This is a genomic window from Serratia sp. A07, from assembly GCF_058725505.1.
Genome location: NZ_JBZXDO010000014.1, coordinates 92,616 through 112,982 on the forward strand (window position 1 = coordinate 92,616; position 20,367 = coordinate 112,982).

The following is a 20,367-nucleotide window of genomic DNA, read 5'->3' on the forward strand; positions in this document are numbered from 1 at the left end:
ATGCGTCAGCACCCGTTGGGAATTTACGAGAAAGCGCTGCCGAAACACCTGAGCTGGCCCGAACGCCTGGCGCTGGCCAAGGCTTGCGGCTTCGACTTCGTCGAAATGTCGGTGGACGAAAGCGATGAACGTCTGGCGCGCCTGAGCTGGAGCAAAGCTCAGCGCCTGGCACTGGTGGACGCCATGCTGGAAACCGGCATCCGCATTCCGTCTATGTGCCTCTCCGGCCACCGGCGCTTCCCGTTTGGCAGCCACGATCCGGCGCTGCGACAGCGCGCCTTCGACGTGATGGAACAGGCCATTCAGCTGGCCAAAGATGTCGGTATCCGGACGATCCAGCTGGCCGGCTACGACGTGTATTACGAAGAGCAAGACGAGGGGACGCTGGCGCGCTTTAGCGAAGGCATGCAGTGGGCGGTAGACCGTGCCGCCGCCGCCCAGGTGATGCTGGCGGTGGAAATTATGGATACCGCCTTTATGAACTCGATCGGGAAATGGAAAGCCTGGGACACCCTGTTGGCCTCGCCGTGGTTCACGGTGTATCCGGACGTCGGCAACCTCAGCGCCTGGGGCAACGACGTGCCGCGCGAGCTGGAGCTGGGCATCGATCGCATCGCCGCCATTCACCTGAAAGACACCTACCCGGTCACCGCCACTTCGCCGGGGCAATTCCGTGACGTGCCGTTTGGCGAAGGCTGCGTCGACTTCGTCGAGGTGTTTCGCACGCTGCAGCGCCTCAATTACCGCGGCGCATTCCTGATTGAGATGTGGACAGAAAAAGCCGAGGAGCCGGTGGCCGAGATCGTTCAGGCCCGCCGCTGGATCGAACAGAAAATGCAACAAGGGGGCATGACATGCTGACTCAGTTAAAACAACAGGTGCTGGAGGCCAATCTCGATCTGCCGCGCCATAAGCTGGTGACCTTTACCTGGGGCAACGTCAGCGCGGTGGATCGCGAACGCGGTCTGGTGGTGATCAAGCCTTCCGGCGTTGAATACGAGCATATGACGGCGGAGGATATGGTGGTGGTCGATCTGGCCAGCGGCCGCACCGTCGAGGGGGCAAAAAAACCGTCGTCGGACACCGCCACCCATCTGGCGCTGTACCGCGAATTTGCCGATATCGGCGGCATCGTCCACACCCATTCGCGCCACGCCACCATCTGGGCGCAGGCCGGGCTGGACATCCCCGCCTGGGGAACCACCCACGCCGACTATTTTTATGGCGCGATCCCCTGCACTCGCCTGATGACCCAGGATGAAATTGAGCACGATTACGAACTGGAAACCGGCAACGTGATTATCGAAACCTTCCGCCGGCGCGATATCAATCCCAACGCTATCCCAGCGGTACTGGTCAATGCCCACGGCCCCTTCGCCTGGGGCAAAGACGCCCACAACGCGGTGCATAATGCGGTGGTGCTGGAAGAAATTTCCTACATGGGCATTTTCTCGCGCCAGCTGACGCCGGGCATTCACAGCATGCAGCGCGAGCTGTTGGACAAACACTATCTGCGCAAACACGGCCAAAACGCCTACTACGGGCAGTAGGGCCGCCGGGGCCCCAGCCGTTGCACCCGATGCTTTGCCGCATCGGGTGCAACGGGCATGAGGCGCAGTGTAGCGAAAACCGCATTCGCTCATCGACGCGAAATTCGCTATCATCCGCACCCACCCTCCAGCCGGCCGCCCGATGTCTACGATCACCGATACCTTTATCGCCCCGTCATGCCATGACCAAATAGAGATCCTCTATCAGGACGATCATCTGGCGCTGATCAATAAGCCGGCCGGGCTGCTCAGCCTGTCGGGCAAGAATCCGCAGAATCTCGATTCGGTACACCATCGGCTGGTACAGATCTTCCCCGGCTGCGCCCTGGTGCACCGCCTGGATTTCGGCACGTCCGGGTTGATGGTGGTGGCCCGCAACAAGGCCGCCAACGCCGCGCTCTGCCGGCAGTTCAGCGAGCGCACCGTCAGCAAAGTGTACAGCGCGCTGCTCTGCGGCCATCTGGCGGATAACGAAGGGGTCATAGACGCGGCAATCGCCAAAGATCCGGCGCTGTTCCCGCTGATGTCAATTTGCGCCCTCCACGGCAAACCCGCCCGCTCCCACTATCGGGTCGTCGAGCGTTTTTATCGTGAAGCGGAGGGCGGGATCTCGCTGCCGCTGACGCGGGTGCAGCTCACCCCAGAGACTGGGCGCACCCACCAGCTGCGTATTCACAGCCGGCAGTTGGGCCACCCTATTTTAGGCTGCGATCTGTATGGCGGGCGTCTGCTGCCGGGTACCGAACAGACGCCGCGGCTGATGTTGCACGCCAGCGAACTGGACTTTGTGCACCCCATCAGTGGAGAGCGGATCGCCGCTCGTCACGCCGCGCCGTTCTGAACGCGGCTTACCACATCAAATCGTCAGGCACTTTGAAGTCGGCGTACGGATCGTCTTCATCCTGCTCTTCCTGACTCAGCGCGCTGTGCAGCACAATGCTGGCCGCATCGCGCTGCGCGATTTTATCGGCGACGCTCGCGGGGATAATCGCGTATTCACACTCTTCGCGGTTCTCGACCACCAAGCGGGCAATGGCGAGACGGCCATTGATCAGCTGGGTCTGCGTCGCCTTATCCACCAGGATTTTCTTGATCAGGTTACCGTCGGTGAAGTTGAAACCGATATCGCCTTTCGCCAGGACGATGCGGTTCATCTCGATCAGCTGCTTCACCTGCGCCTTGTATTCTTTGGACAGCGCGGCCTGCTTTTGCTGTTCGCTCAGCTGCTTATCGCGCTCAAGCTGTGCTTTTTTGTTCTCTTCCACCGCCTCTCTGGCCTCACGGGCCTGAACGCGTGATTTTTTAGCCGTTCTTTGGACTTTGGCCATTTTCTTGCTGGTAACCAAGCCCGCTTTGAGCATCTGCTCTTGTAAGGTGAGTTTTGTCATGTTCGTGTCTGAAGCCGTGGGGTCATGGGGGGATTATACCCGTAATTTTTCAGGCTGCACCAGGTTGCCGGCCCGTACGTTGGCGGTTTGCGCCGCAGGGCAACGGCGGCAAACCGGCCCGAACGCCAGATCATGAATACCGCTCATGTAGTAATGAAATTAAGTCTCTTTCACTCCCATCGGGACTCTGGCAAAAATAGACCTCATTAACGACAGACAATATGAAATCGGCTGAATAAAAAAAGAGAAAAACAACCCATTGAAAGAAATGGATAAATCCAGCCTTCATATCATATAACAGGATGCTATAAGACGATGAATAGAGACTTTGCCTTTACGATTAAGAGCAGTTCTTTCGATGAAGATTATAACCCTTCTGAAAGTACGCGTATCACCACCAACTTCGCCAATTTGGCCAGAGGGGAAAACCGCCGGGAGAACCTGCGCAACACGCTGGTGATGATTAACAATCGCTTCAATTCGTTGGCGCATTGGGATAACCCCAAGGCCGACCGCTATTCGGTTGAGCTTGAAATCATTTCGGTTGAGATGCGCGTTGAAGATCAGGGGGCCAGCTTCCCGGTGATTGAAATCCTGAAAACCAACATCATTGATAAAAAAACGCAAAAGCGTCTTGAGGGCATCGTCGGGAATAACTTCTCGTCTTACGTGCGCGATTACGACTTTAGCGTCCTGCTGCCGGCGCACAATAAAAACACGGCGGAATTCAACATTCCGGATGATTTCGGCGATTTGCACGGCAATATCTTTAAGCACTTCGTCAATTCAAACGCATACCATGAGAATTTCAGCAAACCGCCGGTGATCTGCCTCAGCGTGTCCAGCAAAGACACCTATCATCGGACGGGCAATCAACATCCGGTGTTGGGCGACGAGTATCGGCAAGACGGCGCTTCGCTGACCGACCGGTATTTTAAAAAAATGGGCCTGCAGGTGCGCTACTTCATGCCGAAAAATAGCGTTGCGCCCCTGGCGTTTTATTTCCCCGGAGATTTGCTGAGCGATTACACCGATCTGGAACTGATCGGCACCATCAGCACGATGGAGACCTTCCAAAAAATCTATCGGCCTGAAATTTACAATGCCAACTCGGCGGCAGGGCAATGCTATCAGCCAAGCCTGAATAACCAGGATCATTCATTAACCAAGATTGTTTACGATCGCGAAGAGCGTAGCCGGTTAGCGATTGAGCAGGGGAAATTTACGGAAGAGCAATTTATCAAGCCCTACAAGCCCATTCTTGAGCAATGGTCTGCTCACTACGCGCTTTGATTCACTCAAATACAGGTCATCTATTATGAAAATATTGCTCCCTACCTCGACCGCCGGCAGCTTGCCTAAACCTTCCTGGCTGGCCCAGCCGGAAACCCTGTGGTCGCCCTGGAAATTGCAGAATGAAGAATTAATCGAAGGGAAACAGGACGCTCTGCGTTTGTCGCTGGCTGAACAACAACAGGCCGGCATCGATATCGTCAGCGATGGCGAGCAAACGCGCCAGCACTTCGTCACGACGTTTATCGAGCACCTCAGCGGCGTCGATTTCGAGAAACGCGAAGTGGTTAAAATTCGCAATCGCTATGAGGCGAGCGTGCCAACCGTCGTGGGTGCGGTCGCGCGCCAAAAGCCCGTATTCGTTGAAGACGCCAAATTTTTACGCCAGCTGACCAAGCAGCCGATTAAATGGGCCCTGCCGGGGCCGATGACCATGATCGACACGCTCTATGACAACCACTATAAAAGCCGCGAAAAATTGGCCTGGGAATTCGCCAAGATCCTCAATCAGGAAGCCAAAGAGCTCGAGGCCGCCGGCGTCGACATTATTCAGTTTGATGAGCCCGCATTTAACGTGTTCTTTGACGAAGTGAATGACTGGGGCATCGCCGCCCTGGAAAGGGCCGTTGAGGGGCTTAAGTGTGAAACGGCGGTGCATATCTGCTATGGGTACGGCATTAAGGCCAATACCGACTGGAAAAAGACGCTGGGCTCAGAGTGGCGGCAATACGAAGAGGCGTTCCCCAAGCTGCAAACGTCTACTATCGATATCATCTCGCTCGAGTGCCATAACTCGCACGTCCCGATGGATCTGCTTGAACTGATTCGCGGTAAGAAAGTGATGGTTGGCGCCATTGATGTGGCGAATCATACCATTGAGACGCCGGAAGAAGTGGCCGCTACGCTGCGCAAAGCGCTGCAGTTTGTCGATGCCGACAAGCTCTACCCGTCGACCAACTGCGGCATGGCTCCCCTGCCTCGCCAGGTCGCCAGCGGCAAGCTGAATGCCTTGAGTGCGGGCGCCGAGATCGTGCGCCGGGAACTGCTAGCCAAATAACCTCACCAGCGCCTGCCGCAGGAGCCTCCTGTGGCGGGCGATGATCATCGACTCCTTCTCCCCGCAACGCCCCCCCTCTGGTGTATACTCGGGTTTCTACGCGATGCCAGCCACAGCGGCCTGAACGGCCCCTCAGCCAGCCCACAACAGCTTAATAACAGTGGAACCCTCATGAGCCCAGATACCGCTCGCATCAGCGAAATTATCGATCGCGCCAGGATCTCGCCTTATCAAATCCTCATCCTTACCCTGTGTTTCCTGATCGCCCTGCTGGACGGCTTCGATACCGCCATCATCGGCTATATCGCCCCGGCGCTGCGTGAAGAGTGGGGCCTGCACCCCTCGCAGCTCTCCCCCGCCTTCGGCGCGGGGCTGTTCGGCCTGTTGATCGGCAGCCTGCTGTTCGGGCCGATCGCCGACGCCATCGGTCGCAAACGCGTGCTGCTCGTCGCGGTGCTGGTGTTTGGCGGCTGCACTCTGGCTTCGGCCTATACGCAATCGATAGAATCCCTGACCTTGCTGCGCTTCATCACCGGCATTGGCCTTGGGGGCGCGATACCGACCTGTATCACCCTCAGTTCGGAGTACTCACCGGCGCGACGCCGCATGCTGATGGTCACCCTGAGCTGGAGCGGCTTTACCGCCGGATTGGCCTTGGGCGGCCTGCTGGCCGGGCAGATCATTCCGGCGTTCGGCTGGCGCGGCGTGCTGCTGGTCGGCGGCATCGCGCCGTTGGCGCTGCTGCCGCTGCTGGCCTGGCAGATGCCCGAATCAGTACGCTTTATGGCCGCCAACGCCAAACATGCCGATCGGCTGCGCCGGGTGGTCGAGCGTATCACCGGCCGGCGTTGGACGGGGGTCACCATCGTCGATGACGAACGCCCGGCGCAGGCCAAGTCGCCGATCTCGCACCTGTTTATCGAAGGGCGCGCCGTGCGCACCCTGCTGCTGTGGGCGGCGTTCTTCTGCTCGCTGTTCGTGTTCTACCTGCTCACCAGCTGGCTGCCGACGATCCTCAAAGACGCCGGTTACGATATCGCCCACGCCTCGCGCATCGGGGCGATGGTGCCGCTCGGCGGCACCCTGGGCGCCATCCTGATGGCGCTGCTGATGGATCGGATCGGGCCCTACCGCGTGCTGGCCGTCTCCTACCTGGGCGCTGCGCTGGTGATCGGCGCGACCGGGTATCTGATGGGCGACGTCTATACGCTGGCCGCCGTCGTGTTCCTGATTGGCTTCGGCGTGGCCGGTGCGCAAAACGGCCTGAACCTGGTCTCCGCCACCCTTTACCCGACCGCTGCCCGCGTGACCGGCGTCAGCTGGGCCATGGCCAATGGCCGCTTCGGTTCGATCGTCGGCTCGATGCTCGGCGCCTGGATGATGACCGCCGCCGGATCGGCGGAAGTGTTCTTCCTCTGGCTAGCGCTGCCGGCGCTGCTGGGCGCGGTCGCTATCTTCCTGCTCTATCGCCTCAGCCTGCATCGCCGCGCACCGCTAACCAAGCCGGTCGCCGGCGCCTGAACTCGTGGAAAAGAAAAGGCCGAGACGCCTTCGATGGCGTCTCGGCCTGTAATGAAAAAAGGGGCCAAGGCCCCCTTCTCTGTTATTCCGCCTTGGCGGAAGCGTCTTCGGTGCGATACAGGTGCACGTCCATCTGCGGGAACGGAATGCCGATGTTGTGGGCATCCAGCGCGCGCTTGAAGTTTTCCATCAAATCGAAGTACACGTTCCAGTATTCCGCGTTGGTGGTCCAGGAGCGGGTGACGAAGTTCAGGGAAGACGGTGCCATCTCGTTCAGACGCACAGTCACGCCTTTGGCATGCATGATTCGCTTGTCGGCGGCGATCACGTCGCCCAGCACCTTCTTCACCACGTCGATATCGGCATTGTAGGCCACGCCTACCACGATATCCACGCGGCGGTTCGGTTCACGGGAGTAGTTGATGATGTTGCCGGCGATGATTTTACCGTTCGGCACCACGATGGTTTTGTTGTCTGCGGTACGCAGGGTGGTGGAGAAAATCTGCACCTGATCGACGGTACCGGCCACGCCGCCCAGATCGACATATTCACCCACGCGCAGCGGGCGGAAGATCACCAGCAGCACGCCGGCGGCGAAGTTGGACAGCGACCCTTGTAGCGCCAGACCGACGGCCAAACCGGCGGCACCCAGCACGGCGATCACCGAGGTGGTCTGCACGCCAACGCGCCCCAGCACCGCGATGAAGGTGAACGCCAGCACGCCGTAGCGCACGATCGCCGACAGAAAGTCTGCCACCGTGGCGTCGATGCCGCGCAGCTTCATCACGCGGTTCAGCGCATTACCGACCACGCGGGCCACGATCGAACCGATGATCAGGATAACGATGGCGGCGACGATATTCACCGCGTACTGGATCAACAGATCCTGGTTCTTCACCAACCAGTCGCCGGCACCGTTGATGCCGTCTACTACATTCAAATCTTTCATTCGTGTCGTCCTAACTCAGTCCCTAACGGGAGAAACTCGCAAAAATACACTGGCCTCGGCGGCCAGTAGGAAACCACCGCCTAAGGGTAACCAACATTAAAGGCTCATGCCAACCGTCAGCGTTAAAAATAGCCGAAACCGCCCGCCGCTTCTTCTATGCTGAGAACAGCGCGTTGGCCATTTCACGACAAGGGATCCGTTAATCATGCACATTCGCTCTTCGCTCAAACACTATTGGCAAGTGCGGCCCAGGCTGCTGTTTTCCGTCGGCGCCGGGCTGCTGTGCTTTCTGCTGCTGCCCGCCCAACTTTCGCTGCTGCAGCGCCTGATGATCGGCTGGAATACGCTGGCCTGGCTCTACCTGCTGTTTCTCTGGCGGCTGATGCTGATCAGCACGCCGCAGCACATTCGCCAGATCGCCCGGCGGCAGGATGAAAGCGCCAGTATGGTGCTGACGCTGGTCAGCCTCGGTTGCCTGGTCAGTTTACTCGCGATCCTGTTTGAACTGAGCAGCGCCAAACAGGTGGCCGGCTCTCTGAAGACGCTGCATTTGCTGCTGACCGGTGCCACGCTGGTGGTCTCCTGGCTGCTGCTGCCGACCGCCTTCACCATGCACTATGCCCACCAGTTTTATCGCCAGGGTGCACAGCAGGATCCTTTGCCGCTGCTGTTCCCCGGCAACCTCACCGAGCCGACCTATCTGGATTTCGCCTACTTCTCCTTCACCATTGCGGTGGCGTCGCAAACCGCCGATGTGGCGGTCGGAGCAGCGGAGGTGCGTAAGGTCACCCTGCTGCAGTCGGTGATCTCCTTCGCGTTCAACATGCTGATCCTGGGCCTGTCTATCAACGTCGGCGCCGGCCTGCTGGGCTGAAAACGAAAAAGGCTCCCCGCAGGGAGCCTTTAACTCACCAACAAAGGAGGAAAAAACGTGTTTTTTCCTCCTTTGTGGTCATCAGACGAAAATCAATGGCTTGATTTTCCTTATTTTTTATATTTTTCCAACGGCAAGCCAGGCAACGCCATCAGGCTTGTCATAAACAAAAAGGCTCCCCGCAGGGAGCCTTTTGCATCGTGCAACAGGTGCCGAAGATTACAGAACGTCTACCGCGTTCAGATCTTTGAAGGCCTGCTCCAGACGCGTCACCATGCTGGTCTGCGCTGCGCGCAGCCATACGCGTGGATCGTAGTATTTCTTGTTCGGCTGATCGGCGCCTTTCGGGTTGCCCAGCTGGCCCTGCAGGTAAGCTTCGTTCGCTTTGTAGTACTGCAGGATGCCGTCCCAGGTCGCCCATTGGGTGTCGGTGTCGATGTTCATCTTGATCACGCCGTAACCCACAGACTCTTTGATCTCTGCGTCGGTAGAACCGGAACCGCCGTGGAACACGAAGTTCAGGCTGTTGTGCGGCAGGTTGAATTTCTTGGACACGTAGTCCTGAGAATCACGCAGGATGGTCGGGGTCAGCTTGACGTTGCCTGGCTTGTACACGCCGTGTACGTTACCGAAGGAGGCAGCGATGGTGAAGCGCGGGCTGATGGCGTTCAGTTTTTCGTACGCGTAAGCCACGTCTTCCGGCTGGGTGTACAGAGCGGATGCGTCCATATGGCTGTTGTCCACGCCATCTTCTTCACCGCCGGTGCAGCCCAGTTCGATTTCCAGCGTCATGCCGATTTTGGCCATGCGCTTCAGGTAGGCACTGCAGATCTCGATGTTTTCTTCCAGAGATTCTTCAGACAGATCGATCATGTGGGAAGAGAACAGCGGTTTGCCGGTAGCGGCGAAGTGCTTCTCGCCGGCGTCCAGCAGGCCGTCCAGCCATGGCAGCAGTTTCTTCGCGCAGTGGTCGGTGTGCAGGATCACCGGCACGCCGTAGTGTTCAGCCATCTGGTGAACGTGGTGTGCGCCAGAGATGGCGCCCAGAATCGCTGCGCCCTGAGGCACATCGGTCTTCACGCCTTTGCCGGCGATGAACGCGGCGCCGCCGTTGGAGAACTGAACGATGACCGGCGCGCGCACTTTAGCCGCGGCTTCCAGCACTGCGTTGATGGAGTCGGTACCCACGCAGTTTACCGCTGGCAGCGCAAAGTTGTTCTCTTTAGCAACTGCGAAGACTTTCTGAACGTCATCACCCGTGATGACACCCGGTTTTACGAAATCAAAAATTTTAGACATGTTACTTTGTCCTGTTTCGTCGGCCGTAGATGGATGTAAATCGATGTTTTCACGCCGCGCAGCATTAGCCGCGCGGTATAAAACAAACGGGCGGCTTTCGCCTCCCGTTGTCTGAATTACTGCTTAGCGCGCTCTTCCAGCATCACGACTGCAGGCAGCGGTTTCCCTTCAACGAATTCCAGGAATGCGCCACCGCCGGTGGAGATGTAGGAAATTTTGTCAGCGATACCGAACAGATCGATGGCTGCCAGAGTGTCGCCGCCGCCAGCGATAGAGAAAGCGTCGCTATCGGCGATCGCGCGGGCGACAATTTCGGTGCCCTTACGGAAGTTAGGGAACTCGAATACGCCAACCGGGCCATTCCACAGAATGGTCTTGGCGTTCTTCAGGATAACGGCCAGACGCTCGGCAGAGACGTCGCCCATATCCAGAATTTGCTCGTTGTCCTGGATCTCGTTGGCCTGTTTCACGGTTGCGGTCGCGGTTTCGGAGAACTCGGTCGCGACGCGCACGTCGGTCGGAACCGGGATGTCGCAGGTTTCCAGCAGTTTCTGCGCGTTCGGGATCAGGTCAGGTTCGTACAGGGACTGGCCCACGTTGTTGCCCTGCGCCGCCACGAAGGTGTTGGCGATGCCGCCGCCGACGATCAGCTGATCGGCGATTTTGGACAGGGAATCCAGCACGGTCAGTTTGGTGGACACTTTAGAACCGCCCACGATGGCGACCATCGGACGGGCCGGGTTGCCCAGGGCCTTGCCCAGCGCTTCCAGCTCGGCGGACAGCAGCGGGCCGGCACAGGCGACAGGCGCAAACTTGCCCACGCCGTGGGTGGAAGCCTGCGCGCGGTGCGCGGTGCCGAACGCGTCCATCACGTACACGTCGCACAGCGCCGCGTATTTCTTGGACAGGGTTTCGTCGTCTTTCTTCTCGCCCTTATTGAAACGGACGTTTTCCAGCACCACCAGTTCGCCTTCGGCGACGTCGACGCCATCCAGATAATCCTTCGCCAGACGCACTGGGGATTTCAGGTGATCTTTCAGGTAGTTGACCACAGGCAGCAGGGAGAATTCTTCGTTGTACTCGCCTTCGGTAGGACGACCCAGGTGGGAGGTCACCATCACGCGGGCGCCTTGCTTCAGCGCAGCTTCGATAGTCGGCAGGGAAGCGCGGATACGCGCGTCGGAAGTCACTTTACCGTCTTTTACCGGCACGTTCAGATCGGAGCGGATCAGTACGCGTTTACCCGCCAGATCCAGATCGGTCATCTTAATTACAGACATGGTGAACCCTCTTTATTGAATCTCTATAAAATTGCCTGAGCAGCGCGCCTGTCACGCCGGCGTCGCCGTACTAGAAACCGCTGGCGGCCATTGCCCGTGTGGTATCCAACATCCGATTGGCAAAGCCCCATTCATTGTCGCACCAGACCAAGGTCTTTATCAGGTGCTGCCCGCTGACCCGGGTCTGCGTACCGTCGACGATAGCGCTGTGCGGGTCATGGTTAAAATCGATCGAGACCAATGGTAATTCCGTGTAGTCAACTATACCACGAAATGACTCCCGTGCGGCCTTTTGCAACAGCTGGTTGACCTCCGCCACCTTCACCGCGGCGCTCACGCTGACGCTAAGATCGATAGCCGTCACGTTGATGGTCGGCACGCGCACCGAGATAGCCTCGAAGCGATCGCAAAACTGCGGGAAGATACGGGTGATGCCCGCAGCCAGCTTGGTATCGACCGGAATGATCGACTGGCTCGCCGCACGGGTGCGCCGCAAATCCGCGTGATACGCGTCGATCACCGGCTGATCGTTCATCGCCGAGTGAATGGTGGTCACGGTGCCGGATTCGATGCTGTAGGCGTCGTCCAGCAGCTTGATCACCGGAATAATGCAGTTGGTGGTGCACGAGGCGTTGGACACGATGCGATGTTCCGCCAACAGCGTCTGATGGTTGACGCCGAACACGATGGTAGCGTCCAGATCGTTGCCGCCCGGATGGGCGAACAGCACTTTCTTCGCCCCCGCCGCCAGATGGGCTTCGCCATCCGCCCGGCTGCCGTACACGCCGCTGCAATCCAGCACCACGTCGACGCCCAGCTCGCCCCAGGGCAACTGCTCCACCGCCGGCTGATGCAACAGGCGAATCGCGTCGTCCCCGACGCTCAGCGTGTCGCACTCTTGCCGCACATCCCAGGCGAAGCGACCGTGGCTGGAATCGTACTTCAGCAGATGGGCCATGCCCTCGGCATTCGCCAGCTCGTTGATCGCCACCACGGAGATTTCCGCCCGTCGTCCCGATTCGTACAGTGCGCGCAATACGCTGCGGCCGATGCGGCCAAAGCCGTTTATCGCTATGCGGATGGTCATGCTGCTCCTGAAAAAGGGCCGTCCCCGCCGGGCTGACTCACCGGCGCCGGGCCGGCGCTGACTGGTTGTCTCACTAACCCGCATAGAGTAGTGGATCGCACCGCCCGCTGTGAATCGCCGCGTTTGCATTATTCCCGCGCTTCAGCGGCTTTTCGCCGCCGTCACATCGGCATTTCTGTCGAAGAGTGCTTCAACTGAAACGCTTCAGCTGAGCATAAACCAAAGTTTTGGCAAAAGGAACAGGTGCAACAGTTCCACAAGTAACGGAGGGGAGTTTTACGAGCATAAGATGATCTGGCGCACATTTTTGGCCTCAAGGCCGCGGCGAATTTTCACTCGCCGCCCCCGTTTCGCCATAGTGCTCACGGAAATAGTCGCGCAAAAATTCGACCGTCACCCGCACTTTCGCCGACGTTGCCAGCCGGGAAACGTACACCGCCCAGATGTTGGCCGGCTGAAAATACTCCGGCAGAATGTGCACCAACCTGCCGCTGTCGATGTTCTCTTTCACGTCCCAGGCGGAACGCAGCGCAACGCCCTGCCCGTCCAGGCACCACTGGTGCACGATTTCACCGTGGTTCGACGCCAGCGCCCCCGTCACCTTCACCGTCTCTTCGCCGCCCGGCCCCTGCAGCCGCCACAGCCCGAACGGGTGATCGCGCTCCTTGATCACCAGGCAAGCGCGGCCCGCCAGCTCCGCCACGCTTTTCGGCACGCCGTGGCGCTGCAGATACGCCGGCGAAGCGCACAGGATGCGCTGGTTGTCCGCCAGCTTGCGCGCGATCAGATTAGGGGCGATATCGTCGCCGATGCGGATATCCAGATCGAACCCTTCGCTGACCAGATCCACCAACCGATCGGACACGTCAAGCCGCAGCTCCAGCTGCGGATACTCCCGCGCCAGCGCCGACAGCGCCGGGGCCACGAAGCGCCGGCCGAAGCTGCTGACCACGCGCAGCATGCCCTGCGGCGCCTGACGCACCTCGGACAGTTCGTCCATCATCTGATCGACATCGTTGAGAATGCGCTGCGCCCATTCGTAGATGCGCTCGCCGTCCTCGGTGATCGCCACCCGCCGCGTGGTGCGGTGCAGCAGCGACACGTCCAGCGCCTTTTCCAGCAACGCGATGCGTTTGCTGATAAAGGCCGGCGACACGCCCAGCTCTTCGGCGGCGGCGGCAAACCCGGCGCGGCGCGCCACCAGCACGAACACCCGCAGGTCACTCAGGATCGGCATATTGTTCATGATTCGTGTTTTATGTTTCACCGTTTTCGAGATTGATTAACAGTTAGTCAATTATAGGATAACAGTGTTGTCAATCTCCCCTACCTACAAATGAGACCTCTGTATGAGCAAAAATTACAAGATTGCCGCTATCCCCGGGGACGGTATCGGGCGGGAAGTGTTGCCGGAAGGCATACGGGTATTGCAGGCGGCGGCGGCGCGCTGGGATCTGTCGCTGGAATTCGACACCTTCGAGTGGGCCAGCTGCGACTACTACCAGCACCACGGCCAGATGATGCCTGACGATTGGTTTGAGCAGCTCAAGGGCTTCGACGCCATCTATTTCGGCGCCGTCGGCTGGCCGGATACGGTGCCCGATCACATTTCGCTGTGGGGTTCGCTGCTGAAATTCCGCCGCGACTTCGAGCAGTACGTCAACCTGCGCCCGGTGCGGCTGTTTCCCGGCGTGCCCTGCCCGCTGGCGAACAAACAGCCGGGCGACATCGATTTCTACGTGGTGCGCGAAAATACCGAAGGGGAATACTCCTCGCTCGGCGGGCGGATGTTCGAAGGCACCGAACGCGAGATGGTGATCCAGGAATCGGTCTTCACCCGTCAGGGCGTGGACCGCATTCTGAAATACGCCTTCGAGCTGGCGCAGCAGCGCCCGCGCAAACGCCTGACCGCCGCCACCAAGTCCAACGGCATGGCCATCAGCATGCCGTACTGGGATGAGCGCGTGGCGGAGATGGCGCGCCAGTACCCCGATATCGCCTGGGACAAACAGCACATCGATATTCTGTGCGCGCGCTTCGTGCTGAACCCCGAACGCTTCGACGTGGTGGTCGCCTCTAATCTGTTCGGCGATATTTTGTCGGATCTCGGCCCGGCCTGCACCGGCACCATCGGCATTGCGCCGTCGGCCAACCTGAACCCGGAGCGCAACTTCCCGTCGCTGTTCGAACCGGTGCACGGCTCGGCGCCGGACATTTTCGGCAAGAACATCGCCAACCCGATCGCCATGATCTGGAGCGGCGCGATGATGCTGGATTTCCTCGGCGACGGCGATGCCCGTTACCGCCAGGCGCACGACGGCATCCTGCAGGCGATCGAGCGCATCATCGCCGACGGGCCGCGCACGCCGGACATGCGCGGCGATGCCTCCACCCAGCAAGTTGGCCAGGCGATCGCCGCCCTGCTACAACGCTAAGCATCACCGGTTTTCCTGCGCAGGGCGCCCTTTCGCGCCCTGCTTTGCCACGTCCGTTTTTCCGCTTCGATCGCCGCCGCAAATCCGCTGAAAACCACCGCAGAAAGCACGCCAATACCCCGGCCAAGATCACAACAAATTGTTTACATACTGTGTTTTATCCTTTTACAGATGCCCCAATTGTGGCCCTCCTGTAATTTGTGCACACTCGAAAATGTTAATGAAGAGTAAATATTCTCGGCGGCGTTTTGCCGGGGCGTTTGCTCCTCGCGGTGTAACAAAACAAAGGGTTCAAACCAATAAGGCCCGGGCGCACCCTACGCTTCGCGCACCGGCCCACCACCGATAACAGGAGTTCACTCCCATGCAGAGCACCCCTAAAAAGGATGTCACGCTCATCGCCATCAGCCTGTGCAGTATTGCGCTGATCGCCATTTGCCTGATGCTCTTTCCGGCTCAATCCGCGCTTATCGCCAACACCATTTTCAACGGCGTCACCCGGCTGTTCGGTTCAACCATTCAAATCCTGGTGCTGATCGCCCTGCTGGTGGTGCTGTATCTGGCGTTGAGCAAATACGGCAACATCCGCCTCGGCGAAGGCAAACCGCAATACTCCACGCTGGCCTGGCTGTTCATGTTCATCTGCGCCGGCCTCGGCTCGTCCACCCTGTATTGGGGGGTAATGGAGTGGGCGTATTACTACCAGACGCCAGGGCTGAACATCGCGCCGCGCACCCCGAAAGCGCTGGAATACAGCATCAGCTACTCCTTCTTCCACTGGGGCCTGAGCGCCTGGGCAACCTATGCCCTCGCCTCGCTGATCATGGCCTACCACTTCCACGTGCGTAAGAACAAAGGGCTCAGCCTGTCGGGGATCATTTCCGCCATCACCGGCGTGCGCGCCAACGGCCCAATCGGGCGGATAGTGGACCTGATTTTCCTGGTCGCCACCGTCGGCGCCCTCACCATTTCGCTGGTGCTGACCGCCTCCACCTTTACCCGCGGGCTGACGGCGCTGACCGGCATCCCCGACAATTTCGTGGTGCAGGCGACGGTGATCCTGCTGGCGGCGGTGATTTTCTGCCTCAGCTCCTACATCGGCATCGACGGCGGCATGCAGCGCCTGAGCAAAATGGTCGGCTGGGGCGCTTTCGTCTTCGCCGGGTTGGTGCTGCTGGTCGGCCCCACCGAGTTCACCATCAACAACACCATCAACGCCATCGGCCTGACGGCGCAAAACTTCCTGCAGATGAGCCTGTTCACCGATCCGATGGGCGACGGCAGCTTCAGCCGCAGCTGGACGGTGTTCTACTGGCTGTGGTGGATCTCTTACACCCCGGGCGTGGCGATGTTTGTCACCCGCGTCTCGCGCGGCCGCAAGATTAAAGAGGTGATCTGGGCGCTGTTGCTCGGCAGCACCCTCGGCTGCTGGTTCTTCTTCGGCTCGCTGGAAAGCTACGCCATGCACCAGTTCATCAGCGGGCAGCTCAACGTGCCGGAGATCCTCAGCACTCAGGGCGGCGAAACCGCCGTGCAGATGCTGCTGACGGCGCTGCCGCTCGGCAAGCTGTTCCTGGCCGCCTATCTGTTCATCATGATCATTTTCCTGGCCTCGCACATGGACGCGGTGGCCTACACCATGGCCGCCACCAGCACCCGCAACCTGCAGGAGGGGCAAGATCCCAGCCCGATGCTGCGCCTGTTCTGGTGCGTGGTGATCACCCTGATCCCGCTGTCGATCCTGTTCACCGGCGCCTCGCTGGACACCATGAAAACCACGGTGATCCTGACCGCGCTGCCGTTCCTGCTGGTGCTGCTGGTGAAAACCTACGGCTTCGCCCGCTGGCTGAAGCAGGACTACGCGGCCATTCCGGCTCACCTGATCGAAAGCAGCGCGCCGGCGCTGCCCGAGGCGCCGCCGGCCGCCGAACTCTCCGCTCCATCGTCGTATCAACCGCGCCCTATGGCGAAATGACAATAAGAAAAGAGGAAGGTTAACTTATGAGCACTCTGATCCCTGAATTTACCTTACCGAAAGATTTCTGCGCCGACGCCCGCGAGGCTTACACCATTCCGGCCCGGTTCTATACCCACCAGGCGGCGTTCGAGCACGAAAAAGAGCAGGTGTTCGCCACCAGCTGGATTTGCGTGGCGCACCGCAGCGAGCTCGCCGAACCGAACGACTACATCACCCGCGAGATCATCGGTGAAAACATTCTGGTGGTGCGTGGCCGCGACAAAGTGCTGCGCGCCTTTTACAACGTCTGCCCACACCGCGGCCACCAGCTGCTGGCGGGCGACGGCCGGGCGAAAAACGTCATCACCTGCCCTTATCACGCCTGGGCGTTCAAGCTGGACGGCGAACTGGCACACGCGCGCAACTGCGAAAACGTGCAGAACTTCGATAAGGAAAACTCGCACCTGATGCCGGTGCGGGTCGAAGAGTACGCCGGGTTTATTTACGTCAATCTGGACTCGCAGGCCGGCACGGTGGAAGACCAGCTGCCGGGCCTCGGCGCCAAAGTGCGCGAAGCCTGCCCGCAGGTCGACGATCTCAAGCTGGCGGCGCGCTTCGTCACCCGTACCCCGGCCAACTGGAAGAACATCGTCGACAACTATCTCGAGTGCTACCACTGCGGCCCGGCACACCCCGGCTTCGCCGACTCGGTGCAGGTCGACCGCTACTGGCACACCCTGCACGGCAACTGGACGCTGCAGTTCGGCTACGCCCGCCCTTCCGAGCAGTCATTCAAGTTTGAAGAGGGTAAAGAAGCCAGCTTCCACGGCATCTGGCTGTGGCCGTGCACCATGTTCAACATGCCGCCGCTGGAAGGCATGATGACGGTGATCTATGAATTCCCGGTCGATGCAGAAACCACCCTGCAGCACTACGACATCTACTTCACCAACGCCGATTTGAGCGACGAGCAGCTCAAACTGATCGACTGGTACCGCGACGTGTTCCGCCCGGAAGATTTGCGGCTGGTGGAGAGCGTGCAAAAAGGCCTCAAATCGCGCGGCTATCGCGGCCAGGGGCGCATCATGGCCGACGGCGCCGGCAGCGGCGTCAGCGAACACGGCATCGCCCACTTCCACAACCTGCTGGCGCAGGTTTATCAACCCTGATGCGACGGGGCCCACGGGCCCCCTCCCCCTGACTTGTGAGGTTCTTTGTGAATATTTCCGATCGGGCGCTATTCCGCCAACAGGCCTACATCAACGGGCAATGGCGCGATGCCGACAACCAGGAAACCCTGCCGGTGAGCGATCCCGCCACCGGCCAACTCATCGGCAGCGTGCCCAACATGGCGACGGCCGAAACCCAACGGGCGATCGACGCCGCCCAGCAGGCGCTGGAAGGCTGGCGCGCGCTGCCGGCACAGCAACGCGCCCAGCTGCTGCGCCGCTGGTTCGAACTGATGCTGGAACACCAGCAGGATCTGGCCAGCCTGATGACGCTGGAGCAAGGCAAGCCGCTGGCGGAGTCGCTGGGCGAGATCCGCTACGCCGCTTCCTTTATCGAATGGTTCGCCGAACAGGCCAAGCGCACCAATGGCGACATTATTCCCTCGCCGAGCGGCGATAAACGCCTGATGGTGCTGAAGCAGGGCATCGGCGTGTGCGCGGCGATCACGCCCTGGAACTTCCCGGCGGCGATGATCACCCGCAAGGCCGCGCCGGCGCTGGCGGCCGGCTGCACGCTGGTGGTCAAACCCGCCAACGAAACCCCTTACTCGGCGCTGGCGATGGCCGAGCTGGCCGAGCGCGCCGGCATTCCCGCCGGGGTGTTCAACGTGGTGACCGGCAACTCGCAGGCGATCGGCGCCGAGCTGACCCGCCACCCGCAGGTGCGCAAGCTGAGCTTTACCGGCTCCACGCCGGTGGGCAGGCTGCTGATGCGCCAGAGCTCGGACACCATCAAGAAAGTGTCGCTGGAGCTGGGCGGCAACGCGCCGTTCATCGTGTTTGACGATGCGGACATCGATGCCGCAGTGGAAGGCGCGCTGATCGCCAAATACCGCAACGCCGGGCAGACCTGCGTTTGCGTCAATCGGTTCTACGTGCAGCGCGGCGTTTACCCACAGTTCGCCGAGAAGTTTGTCGCCCGCGTGGCGGCGCTACAGGTCGGCAACGGCTTCGAACCCGGCGTACAGATCGGCCCGCTGATCAACCGCAAGGCGCGCGACAAGGTGCTGGAACTGCTCGATGACGCGCTGAGCAAAGGCGCTCAGGTGCTGACCGGCGCCACGCCGCACGCGCTGGGCGGCAATTTCTTCACGCCGACGGTGCTTGGCGACGTGCAGCCTGGCTCGCTGCTGCTGGAAGAAGAGATCTTCGGCCCGGTCGCGCCGCTGGTGGTGTTCGATGACGAAGCCGAGGCGATCCGCCAGGCCAACGACACCATTTACGGCTTGGCCGCCTACTTCTACACCCGCGATGCGGCGCGCATCTGGCGCGTTTCGGAGCGGCTGGAGTACGGCATGGTCGGCATCAATACCGGCCTTATCTCCAACGAGGTAGCCCCGTTCGGCGGGGTGAAGCAGTCGGGTCTGGGGCGTGAAGGCTCCGAATACGGCATCGAAGACTATCTGGAGCTCAAATACCTGTGCCAGGCGGTATAACTTTTTCATGCGCGGGGACGCCCGCGCTTTGGAGCCAATGAATGACCAGCTATCAGATGCTTGATGTTCGCGTCGTCGACATCGAACCCGTCACCGCACAGGTCAAGCGCTTTACCCTGGCGGATCCGCAAGGCCGGCCGCTGCCCGCCTTCAGCGGCGGCAGCCACATCATCGTGCAAATGCAGGACGGCGAGCAGCGTTACAGCAATGCCTATTCGCTGCTGAGCTCACCGTTCGAGCTCGACCGTTACCAGATCGCCGTGCGCCGTGAGTCCCCTTCCAAAGGCGGTTCCGACTTCATGCACGATCGGCTGGCGATCGGCGATACGCTGACCATCAGCACCCCCAATAACCTGTTCGCGCTGGCGCCGGAGGCGCAGCATCACGTGCTGATCGCCGGCGGCATCGGCATCACGCCGTTTATGGCCCATCTGCACGAGCTGCAGCGCAGCGGGCAACGCTATCATCTTCACTACTGCTTCCACAGCGAGGAACACAACGCCTTCCAGCAGCAGCTGACGCAAGCGCCGTTCACCGACAACGTCAGTTGCCATGTCTCCAGCCTTAACGGCCGGTTGGATCTGGCACGCACGCTGGCCGACGTGGAGCCCGGCGCCCATATCTACGTCTGCGGCCCGGCGGCGCTGAACGAAGCGGTGTACCGGACCGCCGCCGAACTGGGCATCGCCCCCGGTCGCTTGCACAGCGAAGCTTTCGCCGCCGAAGACACGGCGGGCGGCGCCTTTACGCTGGTGCTGGCCCGCTCAGGTATTGAGCTTGAAGTGGCGGAAGACATGACCATCCTGCAGGCGCTGGAAAACAGTAAGGCGGCTAAAGTCGAGTGCCTGTGCCGCGAAGGTATTTGCGGCACCTGCGAAACCCGCATCGTCGAGGGGGAAGCCGATCACCGCGATCAGTATCTCAGTGACGAAGAGCGCGCGGCGCAGCAAACCCTGTTGATTTGCTGCTCGCGCGCCAAAGGCAACCGGCTGGTACTGGATCTGTAAACGGA

At 60.0% G+C, this 20,367-nt stretch carries 18 protein-coding genes; 12 read left to right on the plus strand and 6 right to left on the minus strand.

Annotated elements, in window-relative coordinates:
* The 3 genes from AC4PR2_RS15570 (at position 1) to AC4PR2_RS15580 (ending at position 2,391) form a co-directional block, all read left to right on the plus strand.
* Positions 1-861, plus strand: a complete 861-nt coding sequence (locus AC4PR2_RS15570) for an L-ribulose-5-phosphate 3-epimerase (protein WP_060422773.1) — start codon at positions 1-3, stop codon at positions 859-861.
* On the plus strand, positions 855-1,550 hold the full coding sequence (araD, locus tag AC4PR2_RS15575; RefSeq protein WP_197803843.1) for an L-ribulose-5-phosphate 4-epimerase: 696 nt from the start codon (positions 855-857) through the stop codon (positions 1,548-1,550). The genes AC4PR2_RS15570 and araD overlap by 7 nt, the downstream gene beginning before the upstream one ends.
* A 142-nt stretch (positions 1,551-1,692) precedes the next feature.
* Positions 1,693-2,391, plus strand: coding sequence for an RluA family pseudouridine synthase (locus AC4PR2_RS15580; RefSeq protein WP_197803842.1), 699 nt, complete (start codon positions 1,693-1,695; stop codon positions 2,389-2,391).
* 7 nt (positions 2,392-2,398) lie between these two features.
* Here the strand turns inward: AC4PR2_RS15580 and AC4PR2_RS15585 are convergent, their stop codons facing one another.
* On the minus strand, positions 2,399-2,938 hold the full coding sequence (locus AC4PR2_RS15585; RefSeq protein ID WP_025160208.1) for a DUF2058 domain-containing protein: 540 nt from the start codon (positions 2,936-2,938) through the stop codon (positions 2,399-2,401).
* A gap of 315 nt (positions 2,939-3,253) precedes the next feature.
* Between AC4PR2_RS15585 and AC4PR2_RS15590 the strand changes: the two genes are divergently transcribed.
* The 3 genes from AC4PR2_RS15590 to AC4PR2_RS15600 all read left to right on the plus strand — a co-directional run bounded on the left by AC4PR2_RS15590 (position 3,254) and on the right by AC4PR2_RS15600 (position 6,809).
* Positions 3,254-4,231, plus strand: a complete 978-nt coding sequence (locus tag AC4PR2_RS15590; RefSeq protein ID WP_047729897.1) for a DUF1852 domain-containing protein — start codon at positions 3,254-3,256, stop codon at positions 4,229-4,231.
* Positions 4,232-4,256: 25 nt separating this feature from the next.
* The gene (locus AC4PR2_RS15595) at positions 4,257-5,288 is read left to right on the plus strand and encodes a methionine synthase (RefSeq protein WP_047729896.1); all 1,032 of its coding nucleotides are present in this window, start codon (positions 4,257-4,259) and stop codon (positions 5,286-5,288) included.
* Positions 5,289-5,459: 171 nt separating this feature from the next.
* Positions 5,460-6,809: an MFS transporter gene (locus AC4PR2_RS15600; RefSeq protein WP_197803841.1), complete on the plus strand. Its 1,350-nt coding sequence runs from the start codon at positions 5,460-5,462 to the stop codon at positions 6,807-6,809.
* An 82-nt stretch (positions 6,810-6,891) separates the two neighbouring features.
* On the opposite strand, the gene mscS is transcribed toward AC4PR2_RS15600, so the two are convergent.
* Complete coding sequence (mscS, locus tag AC4PR2_RS15605) at positions 6,892-7,758, minus strand: small-conductance mechanosensitive channel MscS (RefSeq protein ID WP_015378992.1); 867 nt, start codon at positions 7,756-7,758, stop codon at positions 6,892-6,894.
* A 205-nt stretch (positions 7,759-7,963) separates the two neighbouring features.
* Here mscS and AC4PR2_RS15610 point away from each other — a divergent pair, with 205 nt between their 5' ends.
* Positions 7,964-8,632 carry a DUF1345 domain-containing protein gene (locus tag AC4PR2_RS15610; protein WP_048234646.1) on the plus strand — a complete coding sequence of 223 codons (669 nt, stop codon included), beginning with the start codon at positions 7,964-7,966 and terminating at the stop codon, positions 8,630-8,632.
* A 219-nt stretch (positions 8,633-8,851) separates the two neighbouring features.
* Here the strand turns inward: AC4PR2_RS15610 and fbaA are convergent, their stop codons facing one another.
* The 4 genes from fbaA to AC4PR2_RS15630 form a co-directional block, all read right to left on the minus strand.
* Positions 8,852-9,931, minus strand: coding sequence for a class II fructose-bisphosphate aldolase (gene fbaA / locus AC4PR2_RS15615; protein ID WP_025304179.1), 1,080 nt, complete (start codon positions 9,929-9,931; stop codon positions 8,852-8,854).
* Between the two features lie 116 nt (positions 9,932-10,047).
* Positions 10,048-11,211, minus strand: a complete 1,164-nt coding sequence (gene pgk / locus AC4PR2_RS15620; protein WP_025160206.1) for a phosphoglycerate kinase — start codon at positions 11,209-11,211, stop codon at positions 10,048-10,050.
* Positions 11,212-11,281: 70 nt separating this feature from the next.
* Positions 11,282-12,298: an erythrose-4-phosphate dehydrogenase gene (gene epd / locus AC4PR2_RS15625; RefSeq protein ID WP_004931582.1), complete on the minus strand. Its 1,017-nt coding sequence runs from the start codon at positions 12,296-12,298 to the stop codon at positions 11,282-11,284.
* Between the two features lie 313 nt (positions 12,299-12,611).
* On the minus strand, positions 12,612-13,565 hold the full coding sequence (locus tag AC4PR2_RS15630; RefSeq protein WP_492175272.1) for a LysR family transcriptional regulator: 954 nt from the start codon (positions 13,563-13,565) through the stop codon (positions 12,612-12,614).
* Positions 13,566-13,647: 82 nt separating this feature from the next.
* Between AC4PR2_RS15630 and AC4PR2_RS15635 the strand changes: the two genes are divergently transcribed.
* The 5 genes from AC4PR2_RS15635 (at position 13,648) to AC4PR2_RS15655 (ending at position 20,362) form a co-directional block, all read left to right on the plus strand.
* A complete protein-coding gene (locus tag AC4PR2_RS15635; protein WP_187321696.1) occupies positions 13,648-14,733 on the plus strand; it encodes a tartrate dehydrogenase in 1,086 nt (361 codons plus the stop codon).
* 364 nt (positions 14,734-15,097) lie between these two features.
* Positions 15,098-16,708, plus strand: coding sequence for a BCCT family transporter (locus AC4PR2_RS15640; protein WP_174136688.1), 1,611 nt, complete (start codon positions 15,098-15,100; stop codon positions 16,706-16,708).
* Between the two features lie 26 nt (positions 16,709-16,734).
* Positions 16,735-17,859 carry an aromatic ring-hydroxylating oxygenase subunit alpha gene (locus tag AC4PR2_RS15645; protein WP_019455611.1) on the plus strand — a complete coding sequence of 375 codons (1,125 nt, stop codon included), beginning with the start codon at positions 16,735-16,737 and terminating at the stop codon, positions 17,857-17,859.
* Positions 17,860-17,906: 47 nt separating this feature from the next.
* Positions 17,907-19,355 carry an NAD-dependent succinate-semialdehyde dehydrogenase gene (locus AC4PR2_RS15650; protein WP_049199308.1) on the plus strand — a complete coding sequence of 483 codons (1,449 nt, stop codon included), beginning with the start codon at positions 17,907-17,909 and terminating at the stop codon, positions 19,353-19,355.
* A gap of 41 nt (positions 19,356-19,396) precedes the next feature.
* Positions 19,397-20,362 carry a PDR/VanB family oxidoreductase gene (locus AC4PR2_RS15655; protein WP_038871117.1) on the plus strand — a complete coding sequence of 322 codons (966 nt, stop codon included), beginning with the start codon at positions 19,397-19,399 and terminating at the stop codon, positions 20,360-20,362.
* The last annotated feature ends 5 nt before the right edge of the window (positions 20,363-20,367 follow it).

What these genes read in the sequence shown, in the direction of transcription:
- AC4PR2_RS15600 (WP_197803841.1), top strand. Translation starts at nt 5,460, where the DNA reads ATGAGCCCAGATACCGCTCGCATCAGCGAAATTATCGATCGCGCCAGG.
- AC4PR2_RS15645 (WP_019455611.1), top strand. Translation starts at nt 16,735, where the DNA reads ATGAGCACTCTGATCCCTGAATTTACCTTACCGAAAGATTTCTGCGCC.
- AC4PR2_RS15655 (WP_038871117.1), top strand. Translation starts at nt 19,397, where the DNA reads ATGACCAGCTATCAGATGCTTGATGTTCGCGTCGTCGACATCGAACCC.
- AC4PR2_RS15610 (WP_048234646.1), top strand. Translation starts at nt 7,964, where the DNA reads ATGCACATTCGCTCTTCGCTCAAACACTATTGGCAAGTGCGGCCCAGG.
- AC4PR2_RS15585 (WP_025160208.1), bottom strand. Translation starts at nt 2,938, where the DNA reads ATGACAAAACTCACCTTACAAGAGCAGATGCTCAAAGCGGGCTTGGTT.
- epd (WP_004931582.1), bottom strand. Translation starts at nt 12,298, where the DNA reads ATGACCATCCGCATAGCGATAAACGGCTTTGGCCGCATCGGCCGCAGC.
- araD (WP_197803843.1), top strand. Translation starts at nt 855, where the DNA reads ATGCTGACTCAGTTAAAACAACAGGTGCTGGAGGCCAATCTCGATCTG.
- AC4PR2_RS15635 (WP_187321696.1), top strand. Translation starts at nt 13,648, where the DNA reads ATGAGCAAAAATTACAAGATTGCCGCTATCCCCGGGGACGGTATCGGG.
- mscS (WP_015378992.1), bottom strand. Translation starts at nt 7,758, where the DNA reads ATGAAAGATTTGAATGTAGTAGACGGCATCAACGGTGCCGGCGACTGG.
- AC4PR2_RS15640 (WP_174136688.1), top strand. Translation starts at nt 15,098, where the DNA reads ATGCAGAGCACCCCTAAAAAGGATGTCACGCTCATCGCCATCAGCCTG.
- pgk (WP_025160206.1), bottom strand. Translation starts at nt 11,211, where the DNA reads ATGTCTGTAATTAAGATGACCGATCTGGATCTGGCGGGTAAACGCGTA.
- AC4PR2_RS15595 (WP_047729896.1), top strand. Translation starts at nt 4,257, where the DNA reads ATGAAAATATTGCTCCCTACCTCGACCGCCGGCAGCTTGCCTAAACCT.
- AC4PR2_RS15590 (WP_047729897.1), top strand. Translation starts at nt 3,254, where the DNA reads ATGAATAGAGACTTTGCCTTTACGATTAAGAGCAGTTCTTTCGATGAA.
- AC4PR2_RS15570 (WP_060422773.1), top strand. Translation starts at nt 1, where the DNA reads ATGCGTCAGCACCCGTTGGGAATTTACGAGAAAGCGCTGCCGAAACAC.
- fbaA (WP_025304179.1), bottom strand. Translation starts at nt 9,931, where the DNA reads ATGTCTAAAATTTTTGATTTCGTAAAACCGGGTGTCATCACGGGTGAT.
- AC4PR2_RS15580 (WP_197803842.1), top strand. Translation starts at nt 1,693, where the DNA reads ATGTCTACGATCACCGATACCTTTATCGCCCCGTCATGCCATGACCAA.